Origin of the sequence: Pseudonocardia sp. (assembly GCF_025465255.1) — a bacterium.
Classification (GTDB): Bacteria; Actinomycetota; Actinomycetes; order Mycobacteriales; family Pseudonocardiaceae; genus Pseudonocardia.
In genome coordinates, this window is sequence record NZ_JAODNI010000244.1 from 47,144 (window position 1) to 73,093 (window position 25,950).

A 25,950-nucleotide genomic window follows, 5' to 3' on the forward strand; every position below is an offset into this window, starting at 1 on the left:
CTCCCATTGTGCCAGCTCGCCGGCCCGTTGCCCGCCCGGTGGGAGCCGGACCACGCGGAGCCGTCCGGTCCTACCGCCCGACGCGGGCGCGGAGCTCGCCGAACAGGCCGATGCGGCGGCAGCCGGCGAGCCACAGCAGGAGCGCGCCGACGATCCCGACGACGCCCTGAGGGAGCGACGCACCCGCCGAGTTCAGGGCGAGCAGCGCGCCCACCGCGGCCAGCACGACGAGGAGCCCGCCGAGCGCGACGTAGGACCGCTCCGTGAGCAGCGACGACAGGGGGAACAGCGCCACCCCGACGACCGCGCAGCCGATCGGCACCGTCAGCTCCCCCCAGCCGCCGCCCACGAGCGGGAGCACCACGCCCAGCGCGACGAGCGCGACGAGAACCCCGAGCCCGAGCCTGAGCACCTGCGTCCGCAGCGCCCGGTCCAGCCGCGCGCCCAGGCCGTGCCGGCGTCGCACGGACACCCACAGCACCCCGGTGACGCCGAGGCCGGCGGCCATCAGCACCGTGCCGACGCCCGTGGGCAGGGCGAGCGTGCCCGCGACCCACGCGACGGCGCCCAGGACGATCTCCAGATGGGGGACGGGGATCCCCGCGACCGCGCGCACCGTACGGCTCATGCGCTCCACGGTAGCGAGCGGCGGACCTCACACGGGTCTCAGCCCCCACCCGGGAAGATGACGGTTCAACAACCACGCCGGATCCCACCACGACGCGAGGAGCACCACCCATGACGAACCCGCAGGCCCCCGAACCTGCCGCCCCGACCCCGATCGGGCGGCGGGCCGTCGTCGCCGGCGCGGGGGTCGCCGCGCTCGGCGTGGGACTCGTGGTCACGGGATGCTCGACGGGCACGTCGTCCGGCGCGGAGACGGGGTCGTCGGGCTCCGGTTCGGGTTTCGGTTCGCGCGGCGGGGCGGCGGGGGCCGGGACGGCGCTGGGGCCGGCGTCCGACGTGCCCGTCGGCGGGGCCCACGTCTATCCGGACCAGGCCGTCATCGTCACGCAGCCGACCGCGGGCACCTACCGGGGGTTCTCGACGAAGTGCCCCCACCAGGGCTGCGCGGTGAGCCGGATCGAGGGGACCTCGCTCGTCTGCCCGTGCCACGGCAGCGCCTTCGCGCTGGACGGCTCGGTCACCCACGGGCCCGCGCAGAAGGGGCTCACCGCACAGCCCGTGGCGGTGACGGCCGGGCAGATCACGGTCGTCTGACCGCGCCGCGCTGATCAGGGACGGAGCAGCGTCGCGGGTCGGTGGCGCGTCCGCAGCCGGTAGCCGACGTCGATCGTGAGGCCGGGCGTCGACGCGAGGGCCCGGTCCGCCACGGCCTTCGAGAACTCGATCCGGAGGACCGCCTCGAGCGTCGCCCGGTCCTCGAAGCGCCAGACGGTGCCGACGCTGCGGGAGCGGAAGCCGTGCCGGTGGAAGAACCGCTCCACCACGACGGGATCGAACTTGGGCAGGTCCGCGCGGAGCCAGTCGCCGTAGGGCGATGCTGCGAAGTCCAGGTCGACGACCGCGAGCACTCCCCCGGGACGCAGCACCCGGTCCGCCTCTCCGAGCCCAGGCTCGCAGCCCTCGCCGAAGAAGTACGCGGTCCGGGCGTGCACGACGTCCGCGCTGCGGTCCGGGAGCGGCAACGCCTCGGCCCCGCCACGCAGGACGCCGATCCCGGTGTCGGCGACCCGCACGCGGGCGCGCGCGACCAGCGGCGGATGCGGCTCCACGCCGACGACGGACGCGGCCTCCGCCGCGAACACGGGCAGGTGGAAACCGTCCCCGCAGCCGACGTCGACGATGTCCTTCCCGGCCCAGGGCGCGACCTCGCGGAGCGCGACCCAGATCGCACCGTCCGCGTCCTGGGCGGCGTTCTCCCGGGCGTAGACGTCCGGCCAGTGCCAGATGTTGGGGCTGGGGATCGCCGGTCCGGGCTTCACCTGGCCGCCGAACCCCATGAACCGTGCGGTCAAGCGACCGGCACCACGAGGCTCAGCAGCGCCCACGCCACGAACGCCGACGGGAGCATCGAATCCATCCGGTCCATCAGGCCGCCGTGGCCGGGCAGGAGGTCCCCCATGTCCTTCACCCCGATGTCCCGCTTGATCAGCGACTCGGTGAGGTCCCCGAGCGTCGCGGTCACGACGAGCACGGCACCGGTGATCGCGCCGAGCCACCACACGCCGTCGAGGAGGAAGGAGACACACAGCGCGCCCGCGACCATCCCGGCGATCAGCGACCCGCCGAAGCCCTCCCAGGACTTCTTCGGGCTGATCGTGGGCGCCATCGGGTGCCGGCCGGCGATCACTCCGGCCGCGTAGCCGCCGACGTCCGAGGCCACGACGCAGATCATGAAGGTGAGTACCCGGCCGACGCCGTCCGGCGCGACGGTCAGCATGACCGCGAAGGACACGAAGAAGGGCACGTAGGCCGCGGTGAAGACGCCCGCGCCGACGTCCCGGACGAAGCCCTGGGCCCCGCCGCGCATCCGCCACAGCAGCGAGACCAGCACCGTCACCGCGAAGGCGACGGCGGATCCGCGCAGCCCGAACGGCCAGGCCAGCCAGATCATCGCCTGCCCGCCGACGAGCAGCACCGGCAGCGGGACCTCGATCCCGGCGCCGCGGCGCAGCGCACCGGCGAGCTCCCAGGTGGCGACGGCCGCGGCCACCGCGAGCACGAGGACGAACGCCTGCCGGACGATCAGCAGGGAGGAGATGATGACCGCGCCCATCGCGACGCCGACGCCGATCGCCGCGACCAGGTTGCGGCCGAGCCGCGCGGACCTCGGCGGGCGCGGGGCGCCCGGGAGGTCCGCACCGGGGAGGTCCGAGGTCACCGGAGCGCCGGGGGCGTCGTGAGGGGAGGCGGTCACGGGCTCAGAGCTCGAGGAGCTCGGCTTCCTTGTGCTTGACGAGTTCGTCGATCTGGGCGACGTAGCGGTCCACCGTCGCCTGGAGCTCCTTCTCGGCACGGCTGACCTCGTCCTCGCCCGCGTCACCGTCCCGGACGATGCGGTGCAGCTCGTCCATCGCCTTGCGCCGGACACTGCGGACCGTGACCCGGGCCTCCTCGCCCTTGCCGCGGGCCACCTTCACCATGTCCCGGCGGCGCTCCTCGGACAGCTGCGGCACCACCACTCGGATGATCTGGCCGTCGTTGCTGGGGTTGAGGCCGAGGTCCGAGTCCCGGATCGCCTTCTCGAGCGCCCTGAGCTGGCTGGCGTCGTACGGCTTGATGATGACCATGCGCGCCTCGGGGATGTTCACCGACGCGAGCTGGTTGAGCGGCGTGTAGGCGCCGTAGTAGTCGACGACGATCTTCGAGAACATGTTGGGAGTGGCGCGTCCGGTACGGACGGAGGCCAGATCGTCCTTGGCCACCGCGACGGCCTTCTCCATCTTCTCCTCGGCGTCGAAGAGGGCTTCGTCGATCACGGCTGCTCCCAGGCTTGCTCGGTCCGCGGTGTTCGTGGTTCTCGGTGTCAGTTCTCTGGCGTGCTCACCAGCGTGCCGATTCTCTCACCTGCGACCGCGCGGGCGATGTTGCCCTCGGTCAACAGGTTGAAGACGATGATCGGCATCCGGTTGTCCATGCACAGGCTGAACGCGGTGGCATCCGCGACCTTGAGCCCGCGCTCCAGGACCTCCCGGTGGGTGATCTCGTGGTACATCGTGGCACCGGGGTTCGTCTTCGGGTCCGCGTCGAACACGCCGTCGACCCCCTTGGCCAGCAGGAGCGCCTCGCAGCCGATCTCCAGCGCGCGCTGCGCCCCCGCGGTGTCGGTGGAGAAGTAGGGCATCCCGACGCCCGCGCCGAAGATCACCACGCGGCCCTTCTCCAGGTGCCGGATCGCGCGCCGGGGGATGTACGCCTCCGCGACCTGCCCCATCGTGATGGCGGTCTGCACGCGGGTGTCCAGATGGTGTTCGCGCTCCAGGAAGTCCTGGAGCGCGAGACAGTTCATGACGGTGGCGAGCATGCCCATGTAGTCCGCCCGGGAGCGGTCCATGCCACGCTGCTGCAGCTCCGATCCGCGGAAGAAGTTCCCGCCGCCGATCACGATCGCCATCTGGGCGCCGCTCGCGACGACCTCCGCGACCTGGCGCGACACCGTCTCGACGACCTTGGGATCGACGCCGAGGCCACCGCCCCCGAACATCTCCCCGCCGAGCTTGAGCAGCACTCGGCGGAAGCCGCGTCGGGGGGTGGCCGTGGCGTCGATCCCGTGGTCGTCAGTCATTCTGCGTCAGGCCTGGCCGACCTCGAAGCGGGCGAACTCCTTGACGGTGACGCCGGCCTCGTCGAGCAGGGCCTTGACGCTCTTCTTGGAGTCCTGGACCGACGCCTGCTCGAGCAGCACGACGTCCTTGTAGAAACCGGTGAGCCGACCCTCGACGATGCGGTCCAGGATCTTCTCCGGCTTGCCCTCCTCGCGGGCGGTGGCCTCGGCGATGCGACGCTCGTTCTCCACGAGGTCCGCCGGCACCTGCTCACGGGTGGTGTACTGCGGGCGGGCCGCGGCGATGTGCATCGCGACACCGCGGGCGGCCTCGTCGTCCGAGCCCTCGTACGAGACCAGCGCGCCGATGGCCGGCGGCAGGTCGCTCGCGCGACGGTGGAGGTAGACGGCGACCGGGCCGTCGACGTGGATGTAGCGCTTGAGCTCGAGCTTCTCGCCGATGCGCGCGGAGAGCGAGTGGATCGCGTCCGCGACGGTGCCACCGTCGAGGGGGGCCTTCGCCAGCGCCTCGACGTCGGCGGGCTGCTGCTCGACCGCGACGGCCAGGATCTTGTTCGCCAGGGAGACGAAGTCGTCGCTCTTGGCGACGAAGTCCGTCTCGCAGTCCAGCTCGACCATGGTGCCGCCCTCGGCGACGACCAGGCCGTTCGACGTGGAACGCTCGGCGCGCTTGCCCACGTCCTTCGCGCCCTTGATGCGGAGCAGCTCGACGGCCTTGTCGAAGTCGCCGTCGGACTCCTCGAGCGCCTTCTTGCAGTCCATCATCCCGGAGCCGGTGAGCTCACGGAGCCGCTTGACGTCCGCGGCAGTGTAGTTCGCCATCTCGGTGTCTTCTCGTTCCTTGGGAAGCGTGCGAATGAGGGAATCCGACCGACGGCCGGGCTCCCGGGGGTGTCCCCGAGGAGCCCGGCCGCCGAGATCGGGCAGGTCAGCCGGCGGTCTGCTGCGTGCCGTTGCTGGTGCTGGCCGGGGCGGCGGCGGTGGCGGCGGAGCCGGCCTCCGGCGCAGCGGCGGCGGAGCCGGCCTCCGGCTCAGCAGCGGCGGAGCCGGCCTCCGGCTCAGCAGCGGCGGGCGCGGTCTCCGGCTCGGCAGCGGCGGGCGCGGTCTCCGGCGTACCGGCGGTGCCGTTGATGCTGGCCCCGTCCGAGCCGACCTCACCACCGGTGAGCAGCTCCTTCTCCCACTCGGCGAGCGGCTCGTCGGAGGCGCCCTCGGGCTTCTCCGAGCCGTCCCCGCGACCGCGCGACGAGCGGGCCATGAGGCCGTCCGCGGCGGCGCGCGCGATCACCTTGGTGAGCAACGCGGCGGAGCGGATCGCGTCGTCGTTGCCCGGGATCGGGAAGTCGACCTCGTCGGGATCACAGTTCGTGTCCAGGATGGAGACGACCGGGATGCCCAGCTTGCGAGCCTCGCCGACGGCGATGTGCTCCTTCTTCGTGTCGACGATCCACACCGCGCTCGGCACCTTGGTCATGTCGCGGATGCCACCGAGGGTCTTCTCGAGCTTGGTCTTCTCGCGGGTCAGCATGAGGATCTCCTTCTTGGTACGACCCTCGAAGCCCCCCGTCTGCTCCATCGACTCGAGCTCCTTCATCCGCTGAAGGCGCTTGTGCACGGTCTGGAAGTTGGTGAGCATGCCGCCCAGCCAGCGCTGGTTGACATACGGCATGTTGACGCGGCCCGCCTCGTCGGCGATGGCCTCCTGCGCCTGCTTCTTCGTGCCGACGAACATGATCGTGCCGCCGTGCGCGACGGTCTCGCGCACGAACTCGTAGGCCCGGTCGATGTACGACAGCGTCTGCTGCAGGTCGATGATGTAGATGCCGTTGCGCTCGGTCAGGATGTAGCGCTTCATCTTCGGGTTCCAGCGCCGGGTCTGGTGCCCGAAGTGCACGCCGCTGTCGAGCAGCTGCTTCATGGTGACGACGGCCATGGCCGGTGTTCACCCTTTCGTCGGGCGCGGCCTCTCGGCCGCGCGGGGCGGTTGCGGGGACCACGTTGTCGTGGTCCCACCCTGGCGCCGCGCCGGCCACCGGACCCGCCGCACCGGCCGAGACTGCTGGCCGGCGGTACGGGACCGCCCGGTCGCCGTTGCGCCGCGCGGCCTCCGGAAGGAGGACCGTGACCGCGGAGCACGCGTGCGCGCGAAGTCACCTCGACGGATCGAGGTGCATGTCGAGTGTACGCCGTGGGCGCGATCGACCTCACCCGGCATGGCTCCGCCGGGCCGGGTTGTCCACAGGGGGTTCCGGCTGTCCACGGGCGGACCGGCCGGGGGCCGCGAAGGGCTTCCGGGGGTCAGGCTGGAGCGATGAACGGTGGGCTGGTCCGGGCGCTTCTGGCGGGGGTCATCGGCGTGGTGACGGCGGTGGGTCAGGTGCCGGTGGAGCCCGGGGGGCCCGGCGCCGAACCGGGCTCCTCCGCCACCGGGCCGTCCGGAGGCAGGGCGCCCGGGGGCGGGCCGGCTGGGGCCGGGACGTCCGGGGGCGGGCCCTCCGCGCCCTTCGGGACCGGGCCGTCCGGAGCCGGGCCGTCCCGGGTGGCCGCCGTCCCGGCGCCCGGGGCGCGGTACTCCTGGCCGCTGCTGCCCCGCCCGGCCGTCGGGAACGTCTTCCGGGCACCCTCGTTCCGGTACGGGACCGGGCATCGCGGTGCCGACCTCGTCGGCACGGCGGGCCAGGCCGTGCTGGCGGCGCGGGCGGGGACGGTGGTCTTCGCGGCCCGGCTGGCGGGGCGCGGGGTGGTCTCCCTCGAGCACGCGGACGGCCTGCGGACCACGTACGAGCCCGTCCGGGCGACCGTGGCCGCGGGCGTCCACGTGGGGCGCGGGGACGTCCTCGGGGTTCTCGAGGCCGGGCACGCGGGCTGCCCCGCGGACGCGTGCCTGCACTGGGGGGTGCGCCGGGGCGAGGCGGACTACCTCGATCCGTTGGTACTGCTGCGGCCGGCGCGGGTACGCCTGCTCCCCGAACCCCCACCGTTTTGAGCGGCGGGCGGCGCACCGTGACCGCCCTCCGCCCGGAGTGCTGAGTCCTCGGGGACCGCACCCGAACCGACGCGCGCCGTTCAGCGCGACGCGCATCGTCGACCGCGCGCATGGCGCCGCACCGCGCCCCTCCGCCGGACCCCTGGAGCCGCCGGGGCCGTCCGCGAACCCACGCGCGCGTTCAGCGCGAGGTACGCCGTCGACCGCGCGCGTGCGTCGCCTTCCTCACGCGCCGCACCCGCGTGCGGCGCGGCGCGACACCGTGCGCACCGCCTCGCGGGCGAGCCGAAACCTCACCAGCCGGAGCTCGACCGGACCGGCTCAGCCGGCGGCGTCCTCCTCGAGCCTCACCCGTAGCCGGGTGAGCAGGCGCGAGTGCAGCTGGCACACGCGGGACTCGGTGACCCCGAGGACGCGGCCGATCTCGGCGAGCGTGAGGTTCTCCAGGTAGTACAGCCGGACGACCAGACGGTCCCGCTCGGCGAGCGCGTGCACCGCGGCGGTGAGCCTGCGGCCCGCCTCCCGGCGCAGCGCGACGTCGAGAGGGTCCGGTGCATCGTCGTCGGCCAGCAGCTCCGCCACCGGGACGGCCCCGGGCGGCGCCGAGTCGTCGAGCGCCTGGACGCTCACCAGCTGCACGTGATGGCTGTTCGCCCGCAGCTCGCGCAGCCCCACGCCCAGCTCGAGGGCCAGCTCGCGCTCGCGAGCCGCCCGGCCCAGCCGGATCTCCAGCCGCTCGCGCGCCCGGTCGATCTCGCGGCGCCGGCCGCGGACGGACCGGGGCACCCAGTCCTGGGCGCGCAGCTCGTCCAGCATCGCCCCACGGATCCGCTGCGCCGCGTAGCTCTCGAACCGGACCTCACGCGCGGGCTCGAAGCGCTCGACGGCCTCCATCAGCCCGAACATGCCGGACTGCACGAGGTCCGCCACGTCGACGTGCGCGGGCAGGCCACCCGCCATCTTCCCGGCGACCCCGCGGACGAGGCGCCCGTAGTGGACGACGAGCGCGTCCCGGTGCTCGCGGGCGCGGCCGTTCCGGAACCGGGCCCAGAGCTCCGCCACTGCGGGGACCCCCGGCCCCGAGGCCTCGATCGGGGGAACCGGGTCGTCCCCGGGCGTGTCGCCCCACAGGGGTGCGACGACCGCGGCCCGCTCCCCCTGCTCGTCCGCAGACGCCGACCACGGGAGAAGCGCTGGTCGCGCTGCGTGGTCGTCCTCAGAAGGCGCCGGCACGGCCCGCAGGCGGGTCCGGGGGGCCGGGGACGGGGCGACCAAGGCTCGGGCCAGCGCCCCCGAGAAGCACATGAGCTGGGCGGACTCGTCCCTGCCTTGATCAAGCCCTGGGATGAGCCTGCTCATGGACCACCTTCAAACGGTCGGGAGTGACGTGCGTGTACAGCTGCGTGGTTGACAGCGTAGCGTGACCAAGTAACTCCTGTACGTAACGAAGGTCGGCGCCCCCGTCCAGCAGATGGGTTGCGGCCGCATGGCGCAGACCGTGCGGGCCGATGTCCGGCGCGCCCGGGACGGCGGCCACCGCACGATGGACGACGCCTCGCGCGACCCGCGGGTCCAAGCGGCGCCCGCGGACCCCGAGCAGCAGTGCGGGCGGGGAGTCCGGACGGGCCAGCACCGGCCTGCCCTCGGCGAGCCACCGGCACAGCGCGGTCGACGCCGGGGCCCCGTAGACGACCGTCCGTTCCTTGTTCCCCTTGCCGAGCACCCGCACCGTGCGCCGACCGTCGTCGACGTCGTCCACGTCCAGGCCGCAGAGCTCGCCGATCCGCACCCCGGTCGCGTACAGCAGCTCCAGCAGCAGCAGGTCCCGAAGGTTCTGCGGATCGCCCTCCGCCGCGCCGGAGCCCGCCGCGTCGAGGAGCTCCTCGGCCTGGTCCGCGCGCAGCACCTCCGGCAGCGTGCGGTGCGGCCGCGGCGACGTCAGCCGCGCCCCGGGGTCCGTCGCGAGCAGGCCGCCCCGGGCGAGCCAGGCGGTGAAGGTCCGCGCGGCCGCGGCGCGACGGGCCAGGGTCGAGCGGCCGAGTCCCGCGCCGTGTGCCGCGGAGAGCCATTCCCGCAGGTGCGCGAGATCGAGCGAGGCCAGCGAGGGCATCCCGGCGAGCAGCCCGGTGAGGTCCGCGCGATAGGCCCGGACGGTGTTCGCCGAGCGCCCGCGTTCGAGCTCCAGGTGACGCAGGAATCCGGCCAGGGCCCTGGCGGTGCCCGGAGCGAGCGCGCCCGGGTCGGTGTCCGGGGCGGGTTCCGGCCCGGGCCCCGACCGATCCGGCGAACCCGGCTCGCGGCGCATCCGCCGACAGTCCTGGCGTCGCGCCCACAGGTCAAGCGCGCCACGCGGGCAGGGGCCGATCCGCCTGCCGCGTTCGCCACGGTGCCGCCGGTTCCGAAGCATCAGGGGACGCCACCCGGGTCAGGCCGGTTGCTCGTCCGGCTTCGGTGCCGGCCGCTGCCACCTCCCCTCCCGGTGCTCGACGAGTCCCCGTCCCTCCAGCTCGATCAGCGCGGACCGCACGGCGCCCACCGGTACCCCGGCCTCGACGGCCAGCCAGCCCGTGTCACGGGCGGCGCGCGGGGGCAGGGCGTCGTGCACGAGCGCCTGGACGGGATCGAGGCCGTCCGTGGGCCGCCGCGGGCGTTCGGGCTCCGCCGCGAGATCGATCCCGAGCCGTCCGGTGGCCTCCCGCACCTCCTCGGCGCGGGTGACGAGCAGGGCGCCGTCGCGGATGAGCTCGTGGCACCCCACCGAGCCCGCCGACGTGACCGGTCCGGGGACCGCCATCACGAGGCGGCCGAGGGCACGGGCGTCGAACGCCGTGCGCTGGGCTCCGCTGCGCCGCGCCGCCTCGACGACGACGGTCCCGGCGGTCAGGCCCGCGATGAGCCGGTTCCGGACGAGGAAGCGGTGCCGGGCCGGGACGGCGCCGGGCGGGTACTCGGACACCACGAGACCGGTCCGGGAGACCCGCTCGATCAGCGCGGCGTGCGACGCCGGGTAGGCGCGGTCCGGTCCACAGGCCAGCACCGCGACCGTGGGGCCACCGACGGACAGTGCGCCGCGGTGGGCGGCGCCGTCGATGCCGATCGCCGCCCCGGAGACGACGGTCTGCCCGCCATCGGCCAGGGCCGCCCCGAGGTCCGCGGCGACGTGCGTGCCGTACCCGGTCGCCGCCCGGGCACCGACGATCGCGACGGCCCGGTCGCACAGCTCCGCGAGGTCCCCGCTCCCCCGGGCCCACAGCGCGAGCGGTGGGGCGAGCTCCTTGGTCCCGGCGACGGCGAACGCGGAGAACGGCCAGTGCGGCCACTCCGAGCTCTCGGGGACCACGAGCCGGACGCCCGCCGCCGCGGCGGCCGCCAGGTCGTCGTCGGCGAGGTCGGTGGAGCGCCGGGCGCGGGTCTGCGTCGCCACCGCTACGGGGACGTCCCCACGTCGGATCGCGTCCGCGGCGGCGACCGGCCCCAGCTGCTCGACCAGCAGCCCGGTCTCCTTCGCCGGCGGTTCCGCCACCCGCAGCAGGTAGGCGCGGGCTCGGAGAACCTCCCTGTCCACCCCGCTCACGTCGTCCTCCGATCGCGGTAGTAGAGCGCGTTGTCGACCATGTCCCGGTCCGGGCGCGCGGCCCCGGCCAGATCGCCCAGGGTCCACGCGACCCGGAGCGCGCGATCCGCGCCCCGGGCGGACAGCTCGCCAGCTCGCATCCGTTCCTCCAGCGGTCTGATCACGGCGCGCGGCAGCGCGAACGCGGTGCGCAGCGCCGGCCCGGGGACCTCGGCGTTCGTCCGCCAGCCGTGCTCGGCCCAGCGCTCCGCGGCGGCGTCCCGGGCGGCCAGCACGCGTTTCCGGACGACCTCGGTGCTCTCGGCCGTCTCGTCCGTTCCGCCCAGCGCGGTGACCGGCAGCATCCGCGCGCGCAGGTCCACCCGGTCCAGCAGTGGGCCGGACAGCCTCCCCAGATAGCGGCGCCGGACGGCCGACGAGCACACGCAGTCCCGGTCGTTCGCGGGGGCGCACGGGCAGGGGTTGGCCGCGAGGACGAGCTGGAAGCGCGCCGGGTAGCTGACGGTCCCCTCGGCGCGGGCCAGCCGGACCTCGCCCTCCTCCAGCGGGGTCCGCAACGAGTCCAGGACGTGCGCGCCGAACTCGACGCACTCGTCGAGGAAGAGCACGCCGCGGTGGGCCATCGAGACGGCGCCCGGTCTCGCGATGCCGCTCCCGCCGCCGAGCAGCGCGGCCATCGAGCTGGAGTGGTGCGGGGCCACGAACGGCGCCACGGTGCTCAGCGGCCCGGCCGGCGGGAGGTTCCCGGCCACCGAACGGACGGCCGCGAGCTGCAGCGCGTCGTCCCGGGAGAGTTCGGGGAGCAGCCCGACGATGCGCTGCGCGAGCATGGTCTTGCCGGTCCCGGGCGGTCCGACCAGCAGCAGGTGATGGCCGCCCGCGGCCGCCACCTCCAGCGCGTGGCGGGCGTCCGGCTGGCCCACGACCTCCGCGAGCTCCGGGACCGCGGCCCCCGGCTCGCCGATCACCGGGCCCGGGCGGTCCAGCGGACCGTCCCCGGCGAGCCAGGTGAGCACGTCGGCGAGCGTCCCGGCCCCGAACACGTCGAGCCCGTCGACGAGGCCTGCCTCGGCCAGCGCCACCTCCGGCACCACCACGCGCCGCAGTCCGGCCGCCCGGGCCGCGAGCAGGCACGGCAGCACACCGCGGACCTGCCGGATCCGGCCGTCCAGGGCAAGCTCCCCGAGCAGCACCGTGCCGGCCAACCGCCCGCGGTCCACCACGCCCGCGGCGGCGAGGACCGCGCAGGCGAGAGCCAGGTCGAACCCGGAGCCGGTCTTGCGCAGGGTCGCCGGGGAGAGCGCGAGGAGGATCCGCTCGTTGGGCCACTGCCGACCGGAGTTGACCACCGCGGACCGCACCCGGTCCTTCGACTCCTGCAGCGCGGCGTCCGGCAGGCCGACCAGGTGCACCCCGGGCATCCCGCCGCCGATCGCGGCCTCGATCTCCACCGGGACGCCCTCGACGCCACGTAGCGCGACCGACCAGACCCGGGCCAGCGCGGCCATCAGAACGCCGCCTCGTAGTGCTTCAGCGTGACCGGCCGGTCCGGCGGCATGAGCACCGCGACGACGTCGAACCGGATCTCGCACCAACCGACGTGGTGCTCGGCGAGCCAGGCCCGGGTGACCCGCCGGATCGTCGCGGCCTTCTTCTCCGTCACCGCCTCGGCGGGTTCGCCGTACCGCGTGCCGGAGCGGGTCTTGATCTCGCAGACCACCAGCCGTGCGCGGTCCGTCGCGACCACGTCGAGCTCCCCGTCCCGGCAGCGCCAGTTGCGGGACAGCACGACCAGGCCGCGGTTCTGCAGGTACTCGACCGCGACGTCCTCGCCGCGGCGGCCCAGTTCGTCCTTGGCTGCCATGCGGTCCACGATCGCGTGGACCGCGGGGCCGCCCGGGGTGAATCGAGAATCTGTGGATGACCGGAGGCCGTTGGGGACAACTCGCCCGGGATCAGCGCGGAGCCATCGGGACCGTCGGGGCCGTGGTGTAGGGCGTCAGCGCCCGAACTGCTCGTCCTCCGGCAGCCGCAGATCCGGCTTGTCCAGCTCCTCGATGTTCACGTCCTTGAACGTGAGCACCCGGACGTTCTTCACGAACCGCGCGGGCCGGTACATGTCCCACACCCACGCGTCGGACATCCGGACCTCGAAGTAGATCTCGCCGTCCGCGTTGCGCGGGGCGACGTCCACCGAGTTGGCCAGGTAGAAGCGGCGCTCCGTCTCCACGATGTAGGAGAACTGCGACACGATGTCGCGGTACTCCTTGTAGAGCGTGAGCTCCATCTCGGTCTCGTACTTCTCGAGATCCTCGGCGCTCACAGCTGCATTCCTCCCCCTGCGGTGGACTCGACGGGCTCGTCGAGCGGGCCCTCATTGTGGACCAGGCCCACCGGCCCCCCGACCCCGGCCGGGTCACCCACCGGAACACCGCGGGCACGTCGGGCAGCAGCGGCCACGTTGACGAACGAGTAGCGGTGCACGGCGCTCGGGCCGTGCTCGGCCAGAGCGGCGTCGTGGACCGGCGTGCAGTAGCCCTTGTGCTCGCCGAACCGGTACTGCGGCAGCTCTGCGTCCAGCTCGACCATGATCCGGTCCCTGGTCACCTTGGCCAGGACCGACGCCGCCGCGACACAGGCCGCCGCGAGGTCGCCCTTGGGCACCGCCAGCGCCGGCCGGCCGAAGCCCCGCACCGCGAACCCGTCGGTAAGGACGTAACCGGGCGCCGTGGCGAGGCCGGCGACGGCCCGCCGCATGCCCTCGATGTTGGCGACGTGGACGCCCCGGCGGTCGACCTCCGCCGGCGGGATGACGATCACCGACAGGTCCTCCGCCCGCCGCGTGATCAGCCTGAAGAACTCCTCGCGCGCGGCCGGGGTGAGCATCTTCGAGTCCGTGAGGCCCTCGAACCGCTTCGCGTCGTTCGGCCTCAGGACACAGGCCGCGACGACGAGCGGTCCGGCACAGGCCCCGCGCCCCGCCTCGTCGACGCCCGCGACGGGGCCCAGGCCGTGCCGGTGCAGCGTGGTCTGCAACGTCCAGGTCCCCGCCGAGGCGCGGACGATCGCCCGCCCGGGCCTGAGCTCGGGCGGCAGGATCTCGGCTGGCCGACGCCGGACGGGCCGGCGGGACGGCGAGCGAGGTGACGGCATGCGAGGGCGCGCGACCACGGAGTGACCGTACGGGTCAGGACCCGCCCCGACGGAACCGGGACCGACGGCGTCGCGTGGACGGCAGGAACTCCTCGACGTGCTGGTCGAAGCGGATGCGTCGGCGGCGCAGCAGCCCGAACGGCAGCGCACCGGCCACGCCCAGCGCCAGCGGCGCGCCCTGCGGGAGGCTGTCGCCGAGGCCGACCGCCTGGCTCTGCTGCGGGTTCGTCGCATCGATCCAGCCGAAACGGCCGATCGGCAGCACCTTGAGCCGGGCCTTGCCGATGACGTTGGCGACCGGGATGGGGCCGTGGCCGTCGATCCGGGAGTCCGAGGAGTTGTTGCGGCTGTCGCCCATGACCCAGAGTTCCCCGTCCGGCACCGTGATCGGCCCGAACGGGATCTGCCGGGCCGGTCCCGCGGCGGGCAGGTAGTAGATGTAGGGCTCGTCGAGCGGCTCGCCGTCGACCATGACGCGGTTCCGCGAGTCGCAGCAGGCGACGGTCTGGCCGCCGACGGCGATGACGCGCTTGACGAAGTCCTTCTCGTCCGGCGGGGCGAGGCCGATCAGCGATCCGATCTCCTGGCCGACCTGCGCGATCGTGCTGGAGGGCGGGGCCACGCTGAACTCGGTGTTGCTCCAGCTGTCCGGGCCGCGGAACACGACGACGTCCCCGGGCTGAGGATCCCCGAAGCGGAAGGTGACCTTGTCCACGAGCACGCGGTCGTTGTTGCATCCGGTGCAGCCGTGCAGCGTGGTCTCCATCGAGCCCGACGGGATCACGTAGACCTTCGCCAGGAACGTCTGGATCAGGAAGGTCAGGACCAGCGCCACCACGATGAGCAGCGGCAGTTCCTTCCAGAACGTGGGCCGCCGCCGGCGTCCGGTGCGGGGCTTCTTCCCGCCGGGGCGCTGGGTGGCGAGGTAGGACGCCGCGGGCTTGCCGGCGGACGAGGCGCCGGCGCGCCGGCGATGCCGGCCGGGGATGCCGTCGGGGTCCGCGTCGTCGCCGGGAGCGGCCTCGGGGGCGAGGTCGCCGGGAGCGTCGTCCGGGACGGGCAGGTCCTGCGGAGCCGGATCGTGCGGGCGGACGAGGTCGTTCGGGATGGCCTCGGTCTCGGCGGTGTCGGTCGCGGCGGGGATGACCTCGGTGGGGCCGGTGTCCTCGTGCTCCGGCGGTCCGGCGGGGGCCCACTGCCGGGGCGCGACGTTCCGCGGGTCGCCCTGCGGGCGAGCGGGGTCCGGGCCGCGGGGCGGGCGCCCGTCCGGGTCCTGGCGCCCCGGGACCGGCCGGCCGGCGAACCCGCCGGTGAGGAACTCCTCGGTGGGCTGCTCGTCCCGGTGGTTCTCGACGGAGCGATGATGCTCGGCGGGCCGGCCGCTGCGGCGCGCCTCGACCGGGTCGAAGCCGACGGCCTCGGCCATCCCGAGCCAGACGCCGTTGACCCAGCCAGCGGATCCGGCGGCGGGCGCAGCGTCCGCGCGCTGCCCTCCCGACGACGGGCCGCCGGAGCCCCCCGAGGGGGGCCGGTTCGGCCCGGGCTGGTCACGGGTGTCGGCCCGGCGCATCACGCCGAGCCGCTCCGCGGACGGGGAGTCCGACTCCGCACCCCAGGCGCGTCCGTAGACGGGAGACTCTCCCCCGGACCGGCTCTCGAGGCCGTCCGGGAGGGCGCCGCCCCAGCCGCGGCCGCGACCGCCGTCGTCCTCGGACTCGCCGACGTCCGGACCACGCCACCCGTCGGGTGGGGTCTGCGTCCGCGCGGGCGAATCCGCGGGCGCGTACCGCCGCGGTTGCGCGCGGCGGTCGTCGGGGAGCTCGGGGAACGCCACGGTGTCGAGGCTACGGCAACCGGGGTGACCGGTCCGGGTGACGCTCAGGAAGTGGTGGTCGTCTCGCGCTTCTCCTTGATCTTCGCGGCCTTGCCGCGCAGGTCACGGAGGTAGTAGAGCTTGGCGCGGCGCACGTCGCCCCGGGTGAAGATCTCGATCTTGTCGATGTTCGGCGAGTGCACCGGGAAGGTGCGCTCCACGCCGACGCCGAACGACACCTTGCGGACCGTGAAGGTCTCACGGGCGCCGGCGCCGTGGCGGCGGATGACGACGCCCTGGAACACCTGGACACGAGAGCGGCTGCCCTCGATGACCTTCACGTGCACCTTGAGCGTGTCCCCCGGCCGGAAGGCGGGGATGTCGGAGCGCAGCATCTGTGCGTCCAGGTCGTCCAGGGTGTTCATCGCGCAGGTCCGTCCTCGTCTGAAACTCTCGTGCAGCGGTCGTGTGGGGTGGCCGCACCGGCTCGATCTCGATGGGGCCGGGGGCGCCCGACAGGGCCCGACAACCATGGCGTCGGGCGCTGGCAACCCGTCCATAGTGCCAGACGGGTTCGGGCAGGGTGAAATCGGTGGGGTCAGGAGCCCTCGGCGGCCTCCCTGAGCTGGGCGAGGAGCGCCCGGTCCTTCTTGTCGAGGGCGTCGGCGGGCAACGCGTCGAGCAGGTCCGGCCGGCGCGCGGCCGTTCGTTCCAGGGCCCGGTCCCGCCGCCAGCGCGCGATCGCGGCGTGGTTGCCGCTGCGCAGCACGTCCGGGACGTCGTGGCCGCGCCAGCTCTCCGGACGCGTGTACGCGGGGCCCTCGAGCAGCCCGTCGGAGAAGGAGTCCTCCGCGGCCGAGCGCGGATTGCCGAGCACGCCGGGTAGCAGGCGCACCACCGCCTCGACCATCGTCAACACCGCCACCTCGCCGCCGACCAGCACGTAGTCCCCGATGCTGACCTCGTCGACGGGCATGCGTTCCGCGTAGTGGTCGACGACGCGCTGGTCGATCCCCTCGTAGCGGCCGCAGGCGAAGACGAGGCGCTCCTCCCCCGCCCACGCGTGCGCGGTGGCCTGGGTGAACGGGCGGCCCGCGGGCGTCGGGACCACCAGCCGCGCGGGGGCGTCACCCGGCACCCCGCCGATCACGCTGTCGAGGGCCTCGCCCCAGACCTGCGGGCTCATGACCATGCCGGGCCCGCCACCGTAGGGCGAGTCGTCGACGGCCTGGTGCACGTCGTGCGTCCAGTTCCGCAGGTCGTGGACGGCCACGTCGATCAGCCCGGCCTCGATCGCCCGGCCGAGCAGCGCCTCGCGCAACGGGGCCAGATAGCCGGGGAAGATGGTGACGACGTCGATCCGCACCGGGCGGATCCTCGCAGAGTGGGGTGGCCGTGGACGCCGGCGGGCTACCTGCGGCCTCTCAGCCGCTCGCCGCGCCGCGCCCGAACTCCTCGACGGCCGCACGCATCCCGGCGAGCGTGACCCCTCGGCTCGCGAGGATGTGGTGGGCCGCGCCGGTCTCCGCGTGCAGCAGCCCCAGCAGGATGTGCTCGGAGCCGATGTAGGAGCGGTCGAGCCGCAGCGCCTCCCGCAGCGACAGCTCCAGGGACTTCTTCGCGGGGCGATCGAAGGGGACGTGCTTGCCGGCACCCTTCCCCCGGGCCGCCCGGGTCCGCTCCAGGGCTCCGGGCCCGAAGGCGACCTCCACCTGGCGGCGCACCTCGTCGAGATCGATGCCGATCGTCGCGAGGGCTTCCGGATCCGGGGCGTCGCCGCGATGCATGCGCACGATGTCGGCCTCGACGTCGGCGCGCTCCACCCCCGCGTCGCGCAGCAGCTGCGCGCCAGGGCTCGTCGGGGACTCGTAAAGGGCGATCAGGACGTTCTCGGTGCGGATGTGGGTCTGCCGCCGCTCCCGGGCGTCCTGCTGGGCGGTGATCACGGCCTGCCGGGCCGGGACGGTGAACCTCTCGAACATGCTCGCGCCTCCCGCTCTCAGAATCCGAGGCGGCGGTACTTCTTGTGCACCGCCTGCCTGCTGACCTTCATGACCTCGGCGATCCGCTGCCAGGACCAGCCCTGCGCCCTGGCGTTGCCGACCTGGAGCTCCTCGAGCGACTCGAGCAGCGTCCGCAGGGACGCCACGGCCGCCAGGCCGACCGCGGGGTCCTTGCTCGACGCCGCTGCCGCCACCGCTGTCGCATCTGCCATGTCCGTCAACCTACGTTGACAAGCCGAGCGTGTCGACTGAAATTGACACCACCATGGAGCCACAACGCGCGCCGAAGCCGCCAGAGACCGCGTCGTGGCTCCACAAGGGGGCTGGGCGACCAAGGCGAGCATGCGGAAGGCCCCGTCGCGGTGCGACGGGGCCTTCCGGGGTGCTTCTTCAGTTCTGGTCGAGGTCCAGCAGGCCCTCGGGCGGGGTGAGGACGACCCGGCCGCCGTCGAGATCGATGGTCGGGACGATCTCGCGCACGAACGGGACGAGGAGGTCCGCGCGGCCCTCGCGGGCGACGACCAGCAGGTCCCCGCCCGGGCCGTGGACGATCTCGCGGACCGTGCCGAGCGGCTCGCCGTCCGCCAGCTCGGCCCGGAGGCCTTCGAGCTGGTGGGCGTGGAACTCCTCGGGGTCCTCAGCCGGCGCCAGCGACTCGACGCCGATCAAGAGCCGGGCGCCGCGCATCTCCTCCGCCGCGGTCCGGTCCGGCACCTCGACGAAGCGGACGAGCAGCCGCCCGGAGTGCGGGCGGGCGCTCTCCACGGTCAGGGTGCCGTCCGGCCGGCCGGTGCGCCGCGAGACCAGCACCGACCCGGGGGCGAAGCGCTCCTCGGGGGAGTCCGTGCGGACGTCGACGGCGAGCTCGCCGCGCAGGCCGTGGACCTTGGCGACGAGCCCGACCAGCAGTTCGCCGCCCGTTCCGGGCGCCACGGTCCTAGCGATCGGTGTCGACGACATCGACCCGGACACCCCGGCCGCCGATGCCCCCCATCACGGTGCGCAGCGCCGTCGCGGTACGACCGCCCCGGCCGATCACCTTGCCGAGGTCCTCGGGGTGCACCCGAACCTCGAGCGTGCGGCCGCGGCGGTTGGTCACCAGGTCGACGCGGACGTCCTCCGGGTGGTCCACGATGCCGCGCACCAGGTGGTCGAGCGCATCCGCCAGGAGGCTCACGACTCGGTCGACTCGGCCTCGGCCGGCTCGTCCGCCTTGGCCTTCTTCTTCTTCGGCGTGGTGGCCTCGGTGGCGGGCTGCTCGCCCGCCGCCGCGAGCGCCGCCTGGAAGCGCGCGAGCTTGTCGACCTTCTCCGGCTGCGGCTTCAGGGTGCCCTCGGAGCCCGGGAGGCCCTTGAACTTCTGCCAGTCACCGGTGATCTCGAGCAGGTGCTGCACCGGCTCGGTCGGCAGCGCGCCGACGCCCAGCCAGTACTGCGCACGCTCGGAGTCGATCTCGATGAGGCTCGGCTCGTTCTTCGGGTGGTACTTGCCGATCGTCTCGATGGCGCGACCGCTGCGGCGGGTGCGCGAGTCGGCGATGACGACGCGGTAGTACGGCTGACGGATCTTGCCCAGACGCATCAGCTTGATCTTGACGGCCACGCTGTTCGGTACTCCTCGCGGATCGGGTAGTGCTGCTGTTGAGTCAGCTCAGTCCCGCGTGGGGGTACGGCTTCGCTCACTCGAGATGTTCGGCCGCGGCACGGTAGAGGGCCAGCCGCGGACCCGATCGACCATTGTGCCAGACGCCCCCGCGGACGGACGACCCCACCACCTGCGGATCGCCCCCGGCGCCGGGGTTCAGACCGCGGGGAGCGCGCCCGTCAGCGCCAGCGCCAGCGCGAGCCCGGGCAGCAGGTTGTTCACCGCGTGGGCGACGATCCCGGCCGGGAGCCGCCCCGTGATAGCCCGGGCCAGCCCGATCGGGAGCGCGACGACCAGCAGCAACGGCGTGCGGGCCAGCTCGAAGTGGGCCATGGCGAAGAGCAGCGTGGTGATCAGGAAGGCGACCCAGCGGTTGGCGCCGAGCTTCTCCACCGCACCCCAGAGCAGACCGCGGTAGACGATCTCCTCACAGATCGGTGCGACGACCACCACCAGCAGGAACACCAGGACGGCGATCGGCCAGCCGACCCGCACGCCGTCGAAGATCTGGCCGACGGCGGACGTCGCCTCCTCCGGCCCGACCACGGCCGCGTAGACCAGCGACGCGGGGATGCTCAGCAGCAGCCCGCCGAAGCCGAGCGCCAGACCGATCCCGAGGTCCCGGCCACGCACGCTCAGCCCCAGGTCGAGGCGGGGACCGTTGCCCCGCACGCGGGTGATGAGCAGCGCGGTCCCGGCGGCGAGCAGCGTGGGTGCGCCCAGCGCGAGCAGGATCCCCGGCACGCTGACGCCGTCCGGGCCGGCGAAGAGCGCCGAGACCAGGAACGACGCGCCGAGGAAGATCACCTCGACGAGCAGGTAGGCGCCGAGCCCCCAGCGATGCGGCGGGCGCGGCTCCGGTGCGGGTTCCGGGGACGGGCCGGAGGCGGGGGCGACGGGCAGGGGGTGCGACCACCCGTGGATCACCGGCGCGCCGGGTCGCGGCAGCGGCGGCCCGTACCGGTAGCTGCCCGACGCCACCTGCTGCGAACCGGGGCCGATCGTCTGGCCGTCGCCGTCCGGGATACCCACGCCCCCGACGCTACCCGGCCACCGATCACCGTGTCCGCACGACGGGCGTCGGTCAGGCGGCCTCGACGATCCGCCCGCGCAGCATCACCAGGGCGGGGTGCCGGACGGCCTCGGAGTCCGTGCGGGGGTCCGTCCGGTAGACGACGAGGTCCGCCGGCGCCCCCGGCTCCAGGCCCGGCCGCTGCAACCACTCCCGGGCGGCCCAGCTGGCCGCCCCGAGCGCGTCCGGATGCCCGGCCGCGGCCAGCGCGGCGATCTCGTCGGCGATCCGGCCGTGCCGGATGCCGCCACCCGCGTCCGTCCCGGCGAACACCGGCACGCCCGCCTCGACGGCCTTGCCGACGGTCTCCCGCGCGGTCCGGTGCAGCTCGCGCATGTGCGCGGCATACGTCGGGTACCGCGACGCGTTGTCCGCGATCCCGGGGAACGTGTCGACGTTGATCAGCGTCGGGACCAGCGCGGTCCCGCGGGCGGCCATGTCCGCGATCAGGTCGTCCGTCAGGCCGGTGCCGTGCTCGATGCAGTCGAGGCCCGCGCCGATCAGCCCGTACAGCGCGTCCGTCCCGAAGACGTGCGCGGTGACCCGGGCGCCGACGGCGTGGGCGGCGTCGACGGCCGCCTTCAGGACGTCGTCCGGCCAGAGCGGGGCGAGATCGCCGACGCCGCGGTCGATCCAGTCCCCCACCAGCTTGACCCAGCCGTCCCCGGCCGCCGCCTGTTCCGCGACGACCTCGGGCAGCAGCGCGGGGTCGTCCAGGTCGACGGCGAGGCCCGAGATGTAGCGCTTGGGCCGGGCGATGTGCCGGGCCGCGCGGATGATCTCCGGCAGGTCCTCCCGGACCTGCAACGGCCTGGTGTCCACCGGCGAGCCGCAGTCCCGCAGGAGCAGCGCGCCGGCGTCCCGGTCCGTGATCGCCTGCCGCTCCGCCTCGTCCAGCTCGACGGGTCCGGAGGGCCCGAGCCCGACGTGACAGTGCGCGTCCACCAGCCCGGGGACGATCCAGCCGCCCTCCTCGAGCACCTCGGCGCCGGGCAGCGGCTCGGCGCTGACCCGTCCGGCCGCGTCGACATGGAGCTCCGACTCCTGCCCCGACGGCAGGACGACACCGCGCAGGAGATAGCCCGCCGACGCCATCAGCGGCCCTTCTTGTTCCCGAAGTTCAGCTTGGAGGGGTCGAACCCGGGGGGCAGCTGGTCCATGCCCCCGAGCCCCGGCGGCAGCTCCTGCAGCGACGGCGGCAGGTTCGACAGATCCGGCATCCCGGCGGCGCGCGAGGGCGTCGGGCCCTTGCGTCCCTTCTGCTGCTTCGCCTTGCGCTTGTTCTTGGGCTGCTTGCGGGTGGCACTGCGGCCCCCGCCGCCGAAGCCGAACTGCCCGGCCATCTGCTTCATCTGCTTGCGGGCCTCGAAGAAGCGGTTCACCAGGTCGTTGACGTCGGAGACGGTGACGCCCGAGCCGTTCGCGATCCGGGACCGCCGCGAGCCGTTGATGATCTTAGGGTCCGCCCGCTCCCCCGGCGTCATGCCGCGGATGATCGCCTGCAGCTTGTCCAGCTGCTTGTCGTCGACCTGGGCGAGGGCCTCCTTCATCTGGCCCGTGTTGGCGCCGGGGAGCATGCCCAGGATGTTGCCGATCGGCCCCATCTTGCGGATGGCGAGCATCTGCTCGAGGAAGTCCTCGAGCGAGAGCTCGCCGCTGCCGATCTTCGCGGCCGTGGCGGCGGACTTCTCGGCGTCGAAGACCTGTTCGGCCTGCTCGATGAGGGTGAGCAGGTCACCCATGCCCAGGATCCGCGACGCCATGCGGTCCGGGTGGAAGACGTCGAAGTCCTCGAGCTTCTCGCCGTTGGAGGCGAAGAGGATCGGCTGCCCGGTGACCTCGCGGACGCTCAGCGCGGCGCCACCACGGGCGTCGCCGTCGAGCTTGGTGAGGACGACGCCGGTGAACCCGACCCCGTCCCGGAACGCCTCGGCGGTCGCCACGGCGTCCTGACCGATCATGGCGTCGACGACGAACAGCGTCTCGTCCGGCCGCACCGCGTCCCGGATGTCCGACGCCTGCTGCATCAGCTCCTGGTCCACGCCCAGGCGGCCCGCGGTGTCCACGATGACGACGTCGAACATCGCCGAGCGGGCGTGCGCGATGCCGCGGCGGGCCACGTCCACCGGGTCGCCGACCCCGTTGCCGGGCTCAGGGGCGTAGGTGGGCACGCCGGCGCGCTCGCCGACGATCTGGAGCTGGGTGACCGCATTCGGGCGCTGCAGGTCGCACGCCACCAGGAGCGGGGCGTGTCCCTGGTCCTTGAGGTGCTTCGCGAGCTTGCCCGCCAGGGTCGTCTTGCCGGAGCCCTGGAGGCCCGCGAGCATGATGACGCTCGGCGGTTCCTTCGCCAGCCGCAGCCGGCGGGTCTCGCCGCCGAGGATCGTCACGAGCTCCTCGTCGACGATCTTGACGACCTGTTGGGCCGGGTTCAGCGCGCCGGAGACCTCCGCGCCCTTGGCCCGTTCCTTGATCCGGCCGATGAAGCCCCGGACGACCGGCAACGCGACGTCCGCCTCCAGCAGCGCGATACGGATCTCGCGCGCGGTGGCGTCGACGTCGGCGTCGGAGAGCCGGCCCTTGCCACGCAGATCGCGCAGCGTTCCGCTGAGACGCTCGCTGAGGGTGTCGAACACCCCTCCAACCCTACTTGGCCATCCGGCCGGGATGCAGACCCGTGCCCGCCCACGTCCGGCCGATCACCCCGGTCACGCACGGGGCGGCGGGCCGACGCACCTGCTCCGGCCCGTCCGCGGACCCGTGACCGTGTGCGTGGGAGGTCAGCTGTCCAGGGTGAGGCCGCGCGCGGCCGCGGGGCGGTCGAGGACGGTGACGGTGCGCCACGGCTCGGCGAGTGCCCCGGTCCGGAGCCGCTCCGTCACCCCCTCCGCCCGCTCGGCGTGCCTGGCGAACGACCCCGGCTCGACGACCCGGCCCCGCTCTCGCTGGCCGCGCAGCGCGTCCGCCGGGTCGACGTCGAACCAGACGAGGTGCGGGGCCCGCCGGCTCAGCCGGGCAAGCAGGATCGCCGCCCGGCGCAGCCGGGGTGCGGTCGCGGGCAGGTGCACGACGACCGTCGGGGCGCCGCCCAGGGCTGCCGCGACCACGGTGAGGCGGTGCAGCAGGTGCACGAGGGGCCGCAGCCGCGCGTACGGCGCGCGGGGCGCGAACCGGACCAGGGCGTCCCGCTGGGCGTCGGAGTCCAGGACCACCAGGCCGGGCCGGGGACGGACGGAGCGCAGCATCGTGGACTTCCCCGCGCCCGGCATCCCGGCCACCAGCACGAGGCTGCGCCCGGGCAGTCTGAGCCGGACCGGTGCGGCCGACCGGCTCGGCGGGGCGGGAGGTACGGGCAGCGGCCGGGACGGCGTGTCCCCCGACAGCGTCAGCGTCATGCCGGGCCAACGAGCGGTGCGGGCGGTACGTTCCCCGTGTCCGATACGCGGCTTAGAGCGCGTCCTTCCCGCGCTCGCCGGTCCGCACCCGCACGATCTGCTCGACGGGCGTCACCCAGACCTTGCCGTCGCCGATCTTGCCGGTCCGCGCCGCCTCGACCAGCGCGTCCACCACGCGATCGGCGATCGCGTCGTCCACGACGACCTCGACGCGGACCTTCGGCACGAAGTCCACGGCGTACTCCGCGCCCCGGTAGACCTCGGTGTGGCCCTTCTGACGGCCGAAGCCCTGCACCTCGCTGACCGTCATGCCGAGCACGTCGAGGCGTTCGAGCGCGGTCTTCACATCGCCCAGGGCGAACGGCTTGACGATGCCGGTCACGAGCTTCATCGGGTCTCCTCGGGGGCTCGGGGCGCCAGGAGAGGAGTCCGCTCCCGCGGCCCACCACACCCCCGCCCGTCGATCGCGAGGATGATCGTTCCCCATTGTTTCGACGGAATGACGCGATGTTTCCGGCAGATGAACCAGCCTGTGAGGGGGATGACTCCGGCTCTATGTGGGCGTGTCCTTCCGGGTCCTCCCCTCCGGGACCTTGCCGGCCGGCTGGCGCGCGGCGGCCAGCACGGCCTGCTCGATCCTGCGCCTGTCCGCTCGGGTGACCCCGCCGTCCGCCCCCGCGCCCGCCAGGCCGAACGAGTCGACCACCGACGCCCCGAGCGTGGCGACCCGCGCCCAGCGCACGTCCACGTCGCAGCTCTCCAGGGCGCCCGCGACGTGGTGCAGCAGGCCGATCCGGTCCGCGGCGCGGAGCTCCATCACGACGGCGCCGGTGGCCTCGTCGTCGAACCAGAGGATCCGCGGCGCGACGGTCCCCTCGACGACCGGGGCCGTCGGCGCGTAGTCCTTCTCCTTGCGGGCCAGCGCCTCGGCGAGGACGAGGGAGCCGTCGAGCACCCGGACGAGGTCCGCCCGGATCAGCGCCTGGTCCGGGAGCCCGCCGAAGCGCGGGGACACCGCGAACCGGGCGAGGGCGAGCGTGTCGGTGGTGCGGACCTCGGCCGCGTGCACCTCGAGCGAGTGCAGGGCCAGCACCCCGGCGGACGCGGACAGCGCCGCGGGACCGCCCGGCACGCCGATGGTCACGGAGGCCAGGTCGTCGTCCTGCACGAGCCGGACGTGCGGTTTCCCGTCCTCGAGGACCGCCCGCGCCAGCTCCGGGTCGAGCTCCGGGTCCGGGCCCGGCTCGGGCAGGGACTCCCCCGCCATCAGCGCGCGGGTCCGGGCGGAGAGGCCGCGGATCAGCGAGCGCTTCCACGGGCTCCACACGGCGGGGCCGGTGGCCAGCGAGTCCGCCTCGGCCAGCGCGTCGAGCAGGTCCAGCAGCACCACGTCGTTGCCGAGGGTCTCCGCGACCCGGCCGACCGTGGCCGGGTCGTCGAGATCGCGGCGGGTGGCGGTGTGCGGGAGCAGGAGGTGGTGGCGGACCATCCGGCCGAGCAGCGCGACGTCCGCCTCGCCGAACCCGAGCCGGCGGCCCATCTGCACCGCCAGGGACTCGCCGACCTCGGAGTGGTCCCCGCCGCGGCCCTTGCCGATGTCGTGCAGCAGGGCCCCCACCAGCAGCAGGTCCGGGCGGGAGACGCGGGTCGTGAGCCGCGCCGCCTGCGCGCACGTCTCGACGAGGTGGCGGTCCACCGTCCACACGTGCGCGCGGTCCCGCGGCGGCAGGTCCCGCACGGCGCCCCACTCGGGGAACATCCGCCCCCAGAGGCCGGTGCGGTCCAGCGCCTCGATCACGTCGACCATGCCGCGCCCGGTGCCGAGCAGCGACAGCAGCTCGCCCAGCGCGGCCCGTGGCCACGGTTCCCGCAGCTCAGGAGCGGTCTCGGCGAGCCGGTGCAGGGTGCCCGCGGCCACCGGCAGTCCGGTCCGGGCGGCCGTGGCGGCGACCCGCAGGACCAGCGCGGGATCCCGGTTGGCGGAGGCGTCCCGCGCCAGCGCGACCTCCCCCATGTGTTCGACGACGCCGGAGTCCAGCGGGCGGCGCACGGGCGCGCGGC

29 protein-coding genes and 1 pseudogene are annotated in these 25,950 nt (G+C 74.0%); 2 read left to right on the forward strand and 28 right to left on the reverse strand.

The genetic code is table 11. From position 1 onward, the window contains the following. Window positions 1-70 precede the first annotated feature (70 nt). Window positions 71-628, reverse strand: a complete 558-nt coding sequence (locus JWP64_RS30465; protein WP_297503859.1) for a hypothetical protein — start codon at window positions 626-628, stop codon at window positions 71-73. A 110-nt stretch (window positions 629-738) separates the two neighbouring features. On the opposite strand from JWP64_RS30465, the gene JWP64_RS30470 reads away from it, so the two are divergent. Continuing rightward, the gene (locus JWP64_RS30470; protein WP_297503861.1) at window positions 739-1,221 is read left to right on the forward strand and encodes a Rieske (2Fe-2S) protein; all 483 of its coding nucleotides are present in this window, start codon (window positions 739-741) and stop codon (window positions 1,219-1,221) included. Between the two features lie 14 nt (window positions 1,222-1,235). Here JWP64_RS30470 and JWP64_RS30475 read toward each other — a convergent pair whose 3' ends face one another. The 6 genes from JWP64_RS30475 to rpsB all read right to left on the reverse strand — a co-directional run bounded on the left by JWP64_RS30475 (window position 1,236) and on the right by rpsB (window position 6,182). Continuing rightward, complete coding sequence (locus JWP64_RS30475) at window positions 1,236-1,964, reverse strand: class I SAM-dependent methyltransferase (RefSeq protein WP_297503943.1); 729 nt, start codon at window positions 1,962-1,964, stop codon at window positions 1,236-1,238. Window positions 1,965-1,975: 11 nt separating this feature from the next. Next, on the reverse strand, window positions 1,976-2,845 hold the full coding sequence (locus tag JWP64_RS30480; protein WP_297503945.1) for a phosphatidate cytidylyltransferase: 870 nt from the start codon (window positions 2,843-2,845) through the stop codon (window positions 1,976-1,978). A 40-nt stretch (window positions 2,846-2,885) separates the two neighbouring features. Continuing rightward, window positions 2,886-3,443, reverse strand: coding sequence for a ribosome recycling factor (gene frr, locus JWP64_RS30485; RefSeq protein ID WP_297503864.1), 558 nt, complete (start codon window positions 3,441-3,443; stop codon window positions 2,886-2,888). A gap of 47 nt (window positions 3,444-3,490) precedes the next feature. Beyond that, complete coding sequence (gene pyrH / locus JWP64_RS30490) at window positions 3,491-4,249, reverse strand: UMP kinase (protein WP_297503866.1); 759 nt, start codon at window positions 4,247-4,249, stop codon at window positions 3,491-3,493. A 6-nt stretch (window positions 4,250-4,255) separates the two neighbouring features. Further along, window positions 4,256-5,071: a translation elongation factor Ts gene (gene tsf, locus JWP64_RS30495; protein WP_297503869.1), complete on the reverse strand. Its 816-nt coding sequence runs from the start codon at window positions 5,069-5,071 to the stop codon at window positions 4,256-4,258. A 106-nt stretch (window positions 5,072-5,177) separates the two neighbouring features. Then, the gene (rpsB, locus tag JWP64_RS30500; RefSeq protein WP_297503871.1) at window positions 5,178-6,182 is read right to left on the reverse strand and encodes a 30S ribosomal protein S2; all 1,005 of its coding nucleotides are present in this window, start codon (window positions 6,180-6,182) and stop codon (window positions 5,178-5,180) included. Window positions 6,183-6,560: 378 nt separating this feature from the next. Here rpsB and JWP64_RS30505 point away from each other — a divergent pair, with 378 nt between their 5' ends. Beyond that, the gene (locus tag JWP64_RS30505; protein ID WP_297503875.1) at window positions 6,561-7,235 is read left to right on the forward strand and encodes a M23 family metallopeptidase; all 675 of its coding nucleotides are present in this window, start codon (window positions 6,561-6,563) and stop codon (window positions 7,233-7,235) included. A gap of 321 nt (window positions 7,236-7,556) precedes the next feature. Here JWP64_RS30505 and JWP64_RS30510 read toward each other — a convergent pair whose 3' ends face one another. The 21 genes and pseudogenes from JWP64_RS30510 to JWP64_RS30610 all read right to left on the reverse strand — a co-directional run. Next, window positions 7,557-8,297: a FliA/WhiG family RNA polymerase sigma factor gene (locus JWP64_RS30510; RefSeq protein ID WP_297503878.1), complete on the reverse strand. Its 741-nt coding sequence runs from the start codon at window positions 8,295-8,297 to the stop codon at window positions 7,557-7,559. A gap of 271 nt (window positions 8,298-8,568) precedes the next feature. Further along, window positions 8,569-9,540, reverse strand: coding sequence for a tyrosine-type recombinase/integrase (locus tag JWP64_RS30515; protein WP_297503881.1), 972 nt, complete (start codon window positions 9,538-9,540; stop codon window positions 8,569-8,571). A gap of 120 nt (window positions 9,541-9,660) precedes the next feature. Beyond that, a complete protein-coding gene (gene dprA, locus JWP64_RS30520) occupies window positions 9,661-10,800 on the reverse strand; it encodes a DNA-processing protein DprA (protein WP_297503884.1) in 1,140 nt (379 codons plus the stop codon). A gap of 5 nt (window positions 10,801-10,805) precedes the next feature. Next, window positions 10,806-12,317, reverse strand: coding sequence for a YifB family Mg chelatase-like AAA ATPase (locus tag JWP64_RS30525; protein WP_297503887.1), 1,512 nt, complete (start codon window positions 12,315-12,317; stop codon window positions 10,806-10,808). Continuing rightward, a complete protein-coding gene (locus tag JWP64_RS30530; protein ID WP_297503889.1) occupies window positions 12,317-12,673 on the reverse strand; it encodes a YraN family protein in 357 nt (118 codons plus the stop codon). Before JWP64_RS30530 ends, JWP64_RS30525 begins: the two co-directional genes overlap by 1 nt. Before the next feature lie 135 nt (window positions 12,674-12,808). Further along, the gene (locus JWP64_RS30535; RefSeq protein ID WP_297503892.1) at window positions 12,809-13,132 is read right to left on the reverse strand and encodes a DUF2469 domain-containing protein; all 324 of its coding nucleotides are present in this window, start codon (window positions 13,130-13,132) and stop codon (window positions 12,809-12,811) included. Continuing rightward, the gene (locus JWP64_RS30540; RefSeq protein WP_297503895.1) at window positions 13,129-13,980 is read right to left on the reverse strand and encodes a ribonuclease HII; all 852 of its coding nucleotides are present in this window, start codon (window positions 13,978-13,980) and stop codon (window positions 13,129-13,131) included. Before JWP64_RS30540 ends, JWP64_RS30535 begins: the two co-directional genes overlap by 4 nt. A gap of 16 nt (window positions 13,981-13,996) precedes the next feature. After that, a pseudogene (gene lepB / locus JWP64_RS30545) lies at window positions 13,997-14,845 on the reverse strand (signal peptidase I); the annotation flags it as partial. A gap of 995 nt (window positions 14,846-15,840) precedes the next feature. Continuing rightward, window positions 15,841-16,200 (reverse strand): 50S ribosomal protein L19, encoded by a 360-nt coding sequence (gene rplS, locus JWP64_RS30550; RefSeq protein WP_297503898.1) that lies wholly within the window; start codon window positions 16,198-16,200, stop codon window positions 15,841-15,843. Between the two features lie 173 nt (window positions 16,201-16,373). After that, complete coding sequence (gene trmD / locus JWP64_RS30555; RefSeq protein ID WP_297503902.1) at window positions 16,374-17,141, reverse strand: tRNA (guanosine(37)-N1)-methyltransferase TrmD; 768 nt, start codon at window positions 17,139-17,141, stop codon at window positions 16,374-16,376. A gap of 58 nt (window positions 17,142-17,199) precedes the next feature. Beyond that, on the reverse strand, window positions 17,200-17,757 hold the full coding sequence (locus tag JWP64_RS30560) for a Clp protease N-terminal domain-containing protein (RefSeq protein ID WP_297503906.1): 558 nt from the start codon (window positions 17,755-17,757) through the stop codon (window positions 17,200-17,202). A gap of 17 nt (window positions 17,758-17,774) precedes the next feature. Beyond that, complete coding sequence (locus JWP64_RS30565; protein ID WP_297503909.1) at window positions 17,775-17,990, reverse strand: AsnC family protein; 216 nt, start codon at window positions 17,988-17,990, stop codon at window positions 17,775-17,777. Window positions 17,991-18,168: 178 nt separating this feature from the next. Next, on the reverse strand, window positions 18,169-18,711 hold the full coding sequence (gene rimM, locus JWP64_RS30570; protein WP_297503912.1) for a ribosome maturation factor RimM: 543 nt from the start codon (window positions 18,709-18,711) through the stop codon (window positions 18,169-18,171). A gap of 4 nt (window positions 18,712-18,715) precedes the next feature. Further along, window positions 18,716-18,955, reverse strand: coding sequence for an RNA-binding protein (locus JWP64_RS30575; protein ID WP_297503915.1), 240 nt, complete (start codon window positions 18,953-18,955; stop codon window positions 18,716-18,718). Further along, window positions 18,952-19,380 carry a 30S ribosomal protein S16 gene (gene rpsP, locus JWP64_RS30580; RefSeq protein WP_297503918.1) on the reverse strand — a complete coding sequence of 143 codons (429 nt, stop codon included), beginning with the start codon at window positions 19,378-19,380 and terminating at the stop codon, window positions 18,952-18,954. The genes JWP64_RS30575 and rpsP overlap by 4 nt, the downstream gene beginning before the upstream one ends. Before the next feature lie 198 nt (window positions 19,381-19,578). Further along, on the reverse strand, window positions 19,579-20,454 hold the full coding sequence (locus JWP64_RS30585; RefSeq protein ID WP_297503921.1) for a type II CAAX endopeptidase family protein: 876 nt from the start codon (window positions 20,452-20,454) through the stop codon (window positions 19,579-19,581). Between the two features lie 52 nt (window positions 20,455-20,506). Continuing rightward, the gene (locus tag JWP64_RS30590; RefSeq protein ID WP_297503924.1) at window positions 20,507-21,589 is read right to left on the reverse strand and encodes an amidohydrolase family protein; all 1,083 of its coding nucleotides are present in this window, start codon (window positions 21,587-21,589) and stop codon (window positions 20,507-20,509) included. Next, a complete protein-coding gene (gene ffh, locus JWP64_RS30595) occupies window positions 21,589-23,130 on the reverse strand; it encodes a signal recognition particle protein (RefSeq protein WP_297503928.1) in 1,542 nt (513 codons plus the stop codon). Before ffh ends, JWP64_RS30590 begins: the two co-directional genes overlap by 1 nt. 144 nt (window positions 23,131-23,274) lie before the next feature. Further along, the gene (locus JWP64_RS30600) at window positions 23,275-23,889 is read right to left on the reverse strand and encodes an AAA family ATPase (RefSeq protein WP_297503931.1); all 615 of its coding nucleotides are present in this window, start codon (window positions 23,887-23,889) and stop codon (window positions 23,275-23,277) included. Between the two features lie 52 nt (window positions 23,890-23,941). Then, window positions 23,942-24,280: a P-II family nitrogen regulator gene (locus JWP64_RS30605; protein WP_297503934.1), complete on the reverse strand. Its 339-nt coding sequence runs from the start codon at window positions 24,278-24,280 to the stop codon at window positions 23,942-23,944. A gap of 162 nt (window positions 24,281-24,442) precedes the next feature. Further along, window positions 24,443-25,950, reverse strand: a 1,508-nt coding sequence (locus JWP64_RS30610; RefSeq protein WP_297503938.1) for a [protein-PII] uridylyltransferase, incomplete at its 5' end; no start/stop codon positions are given.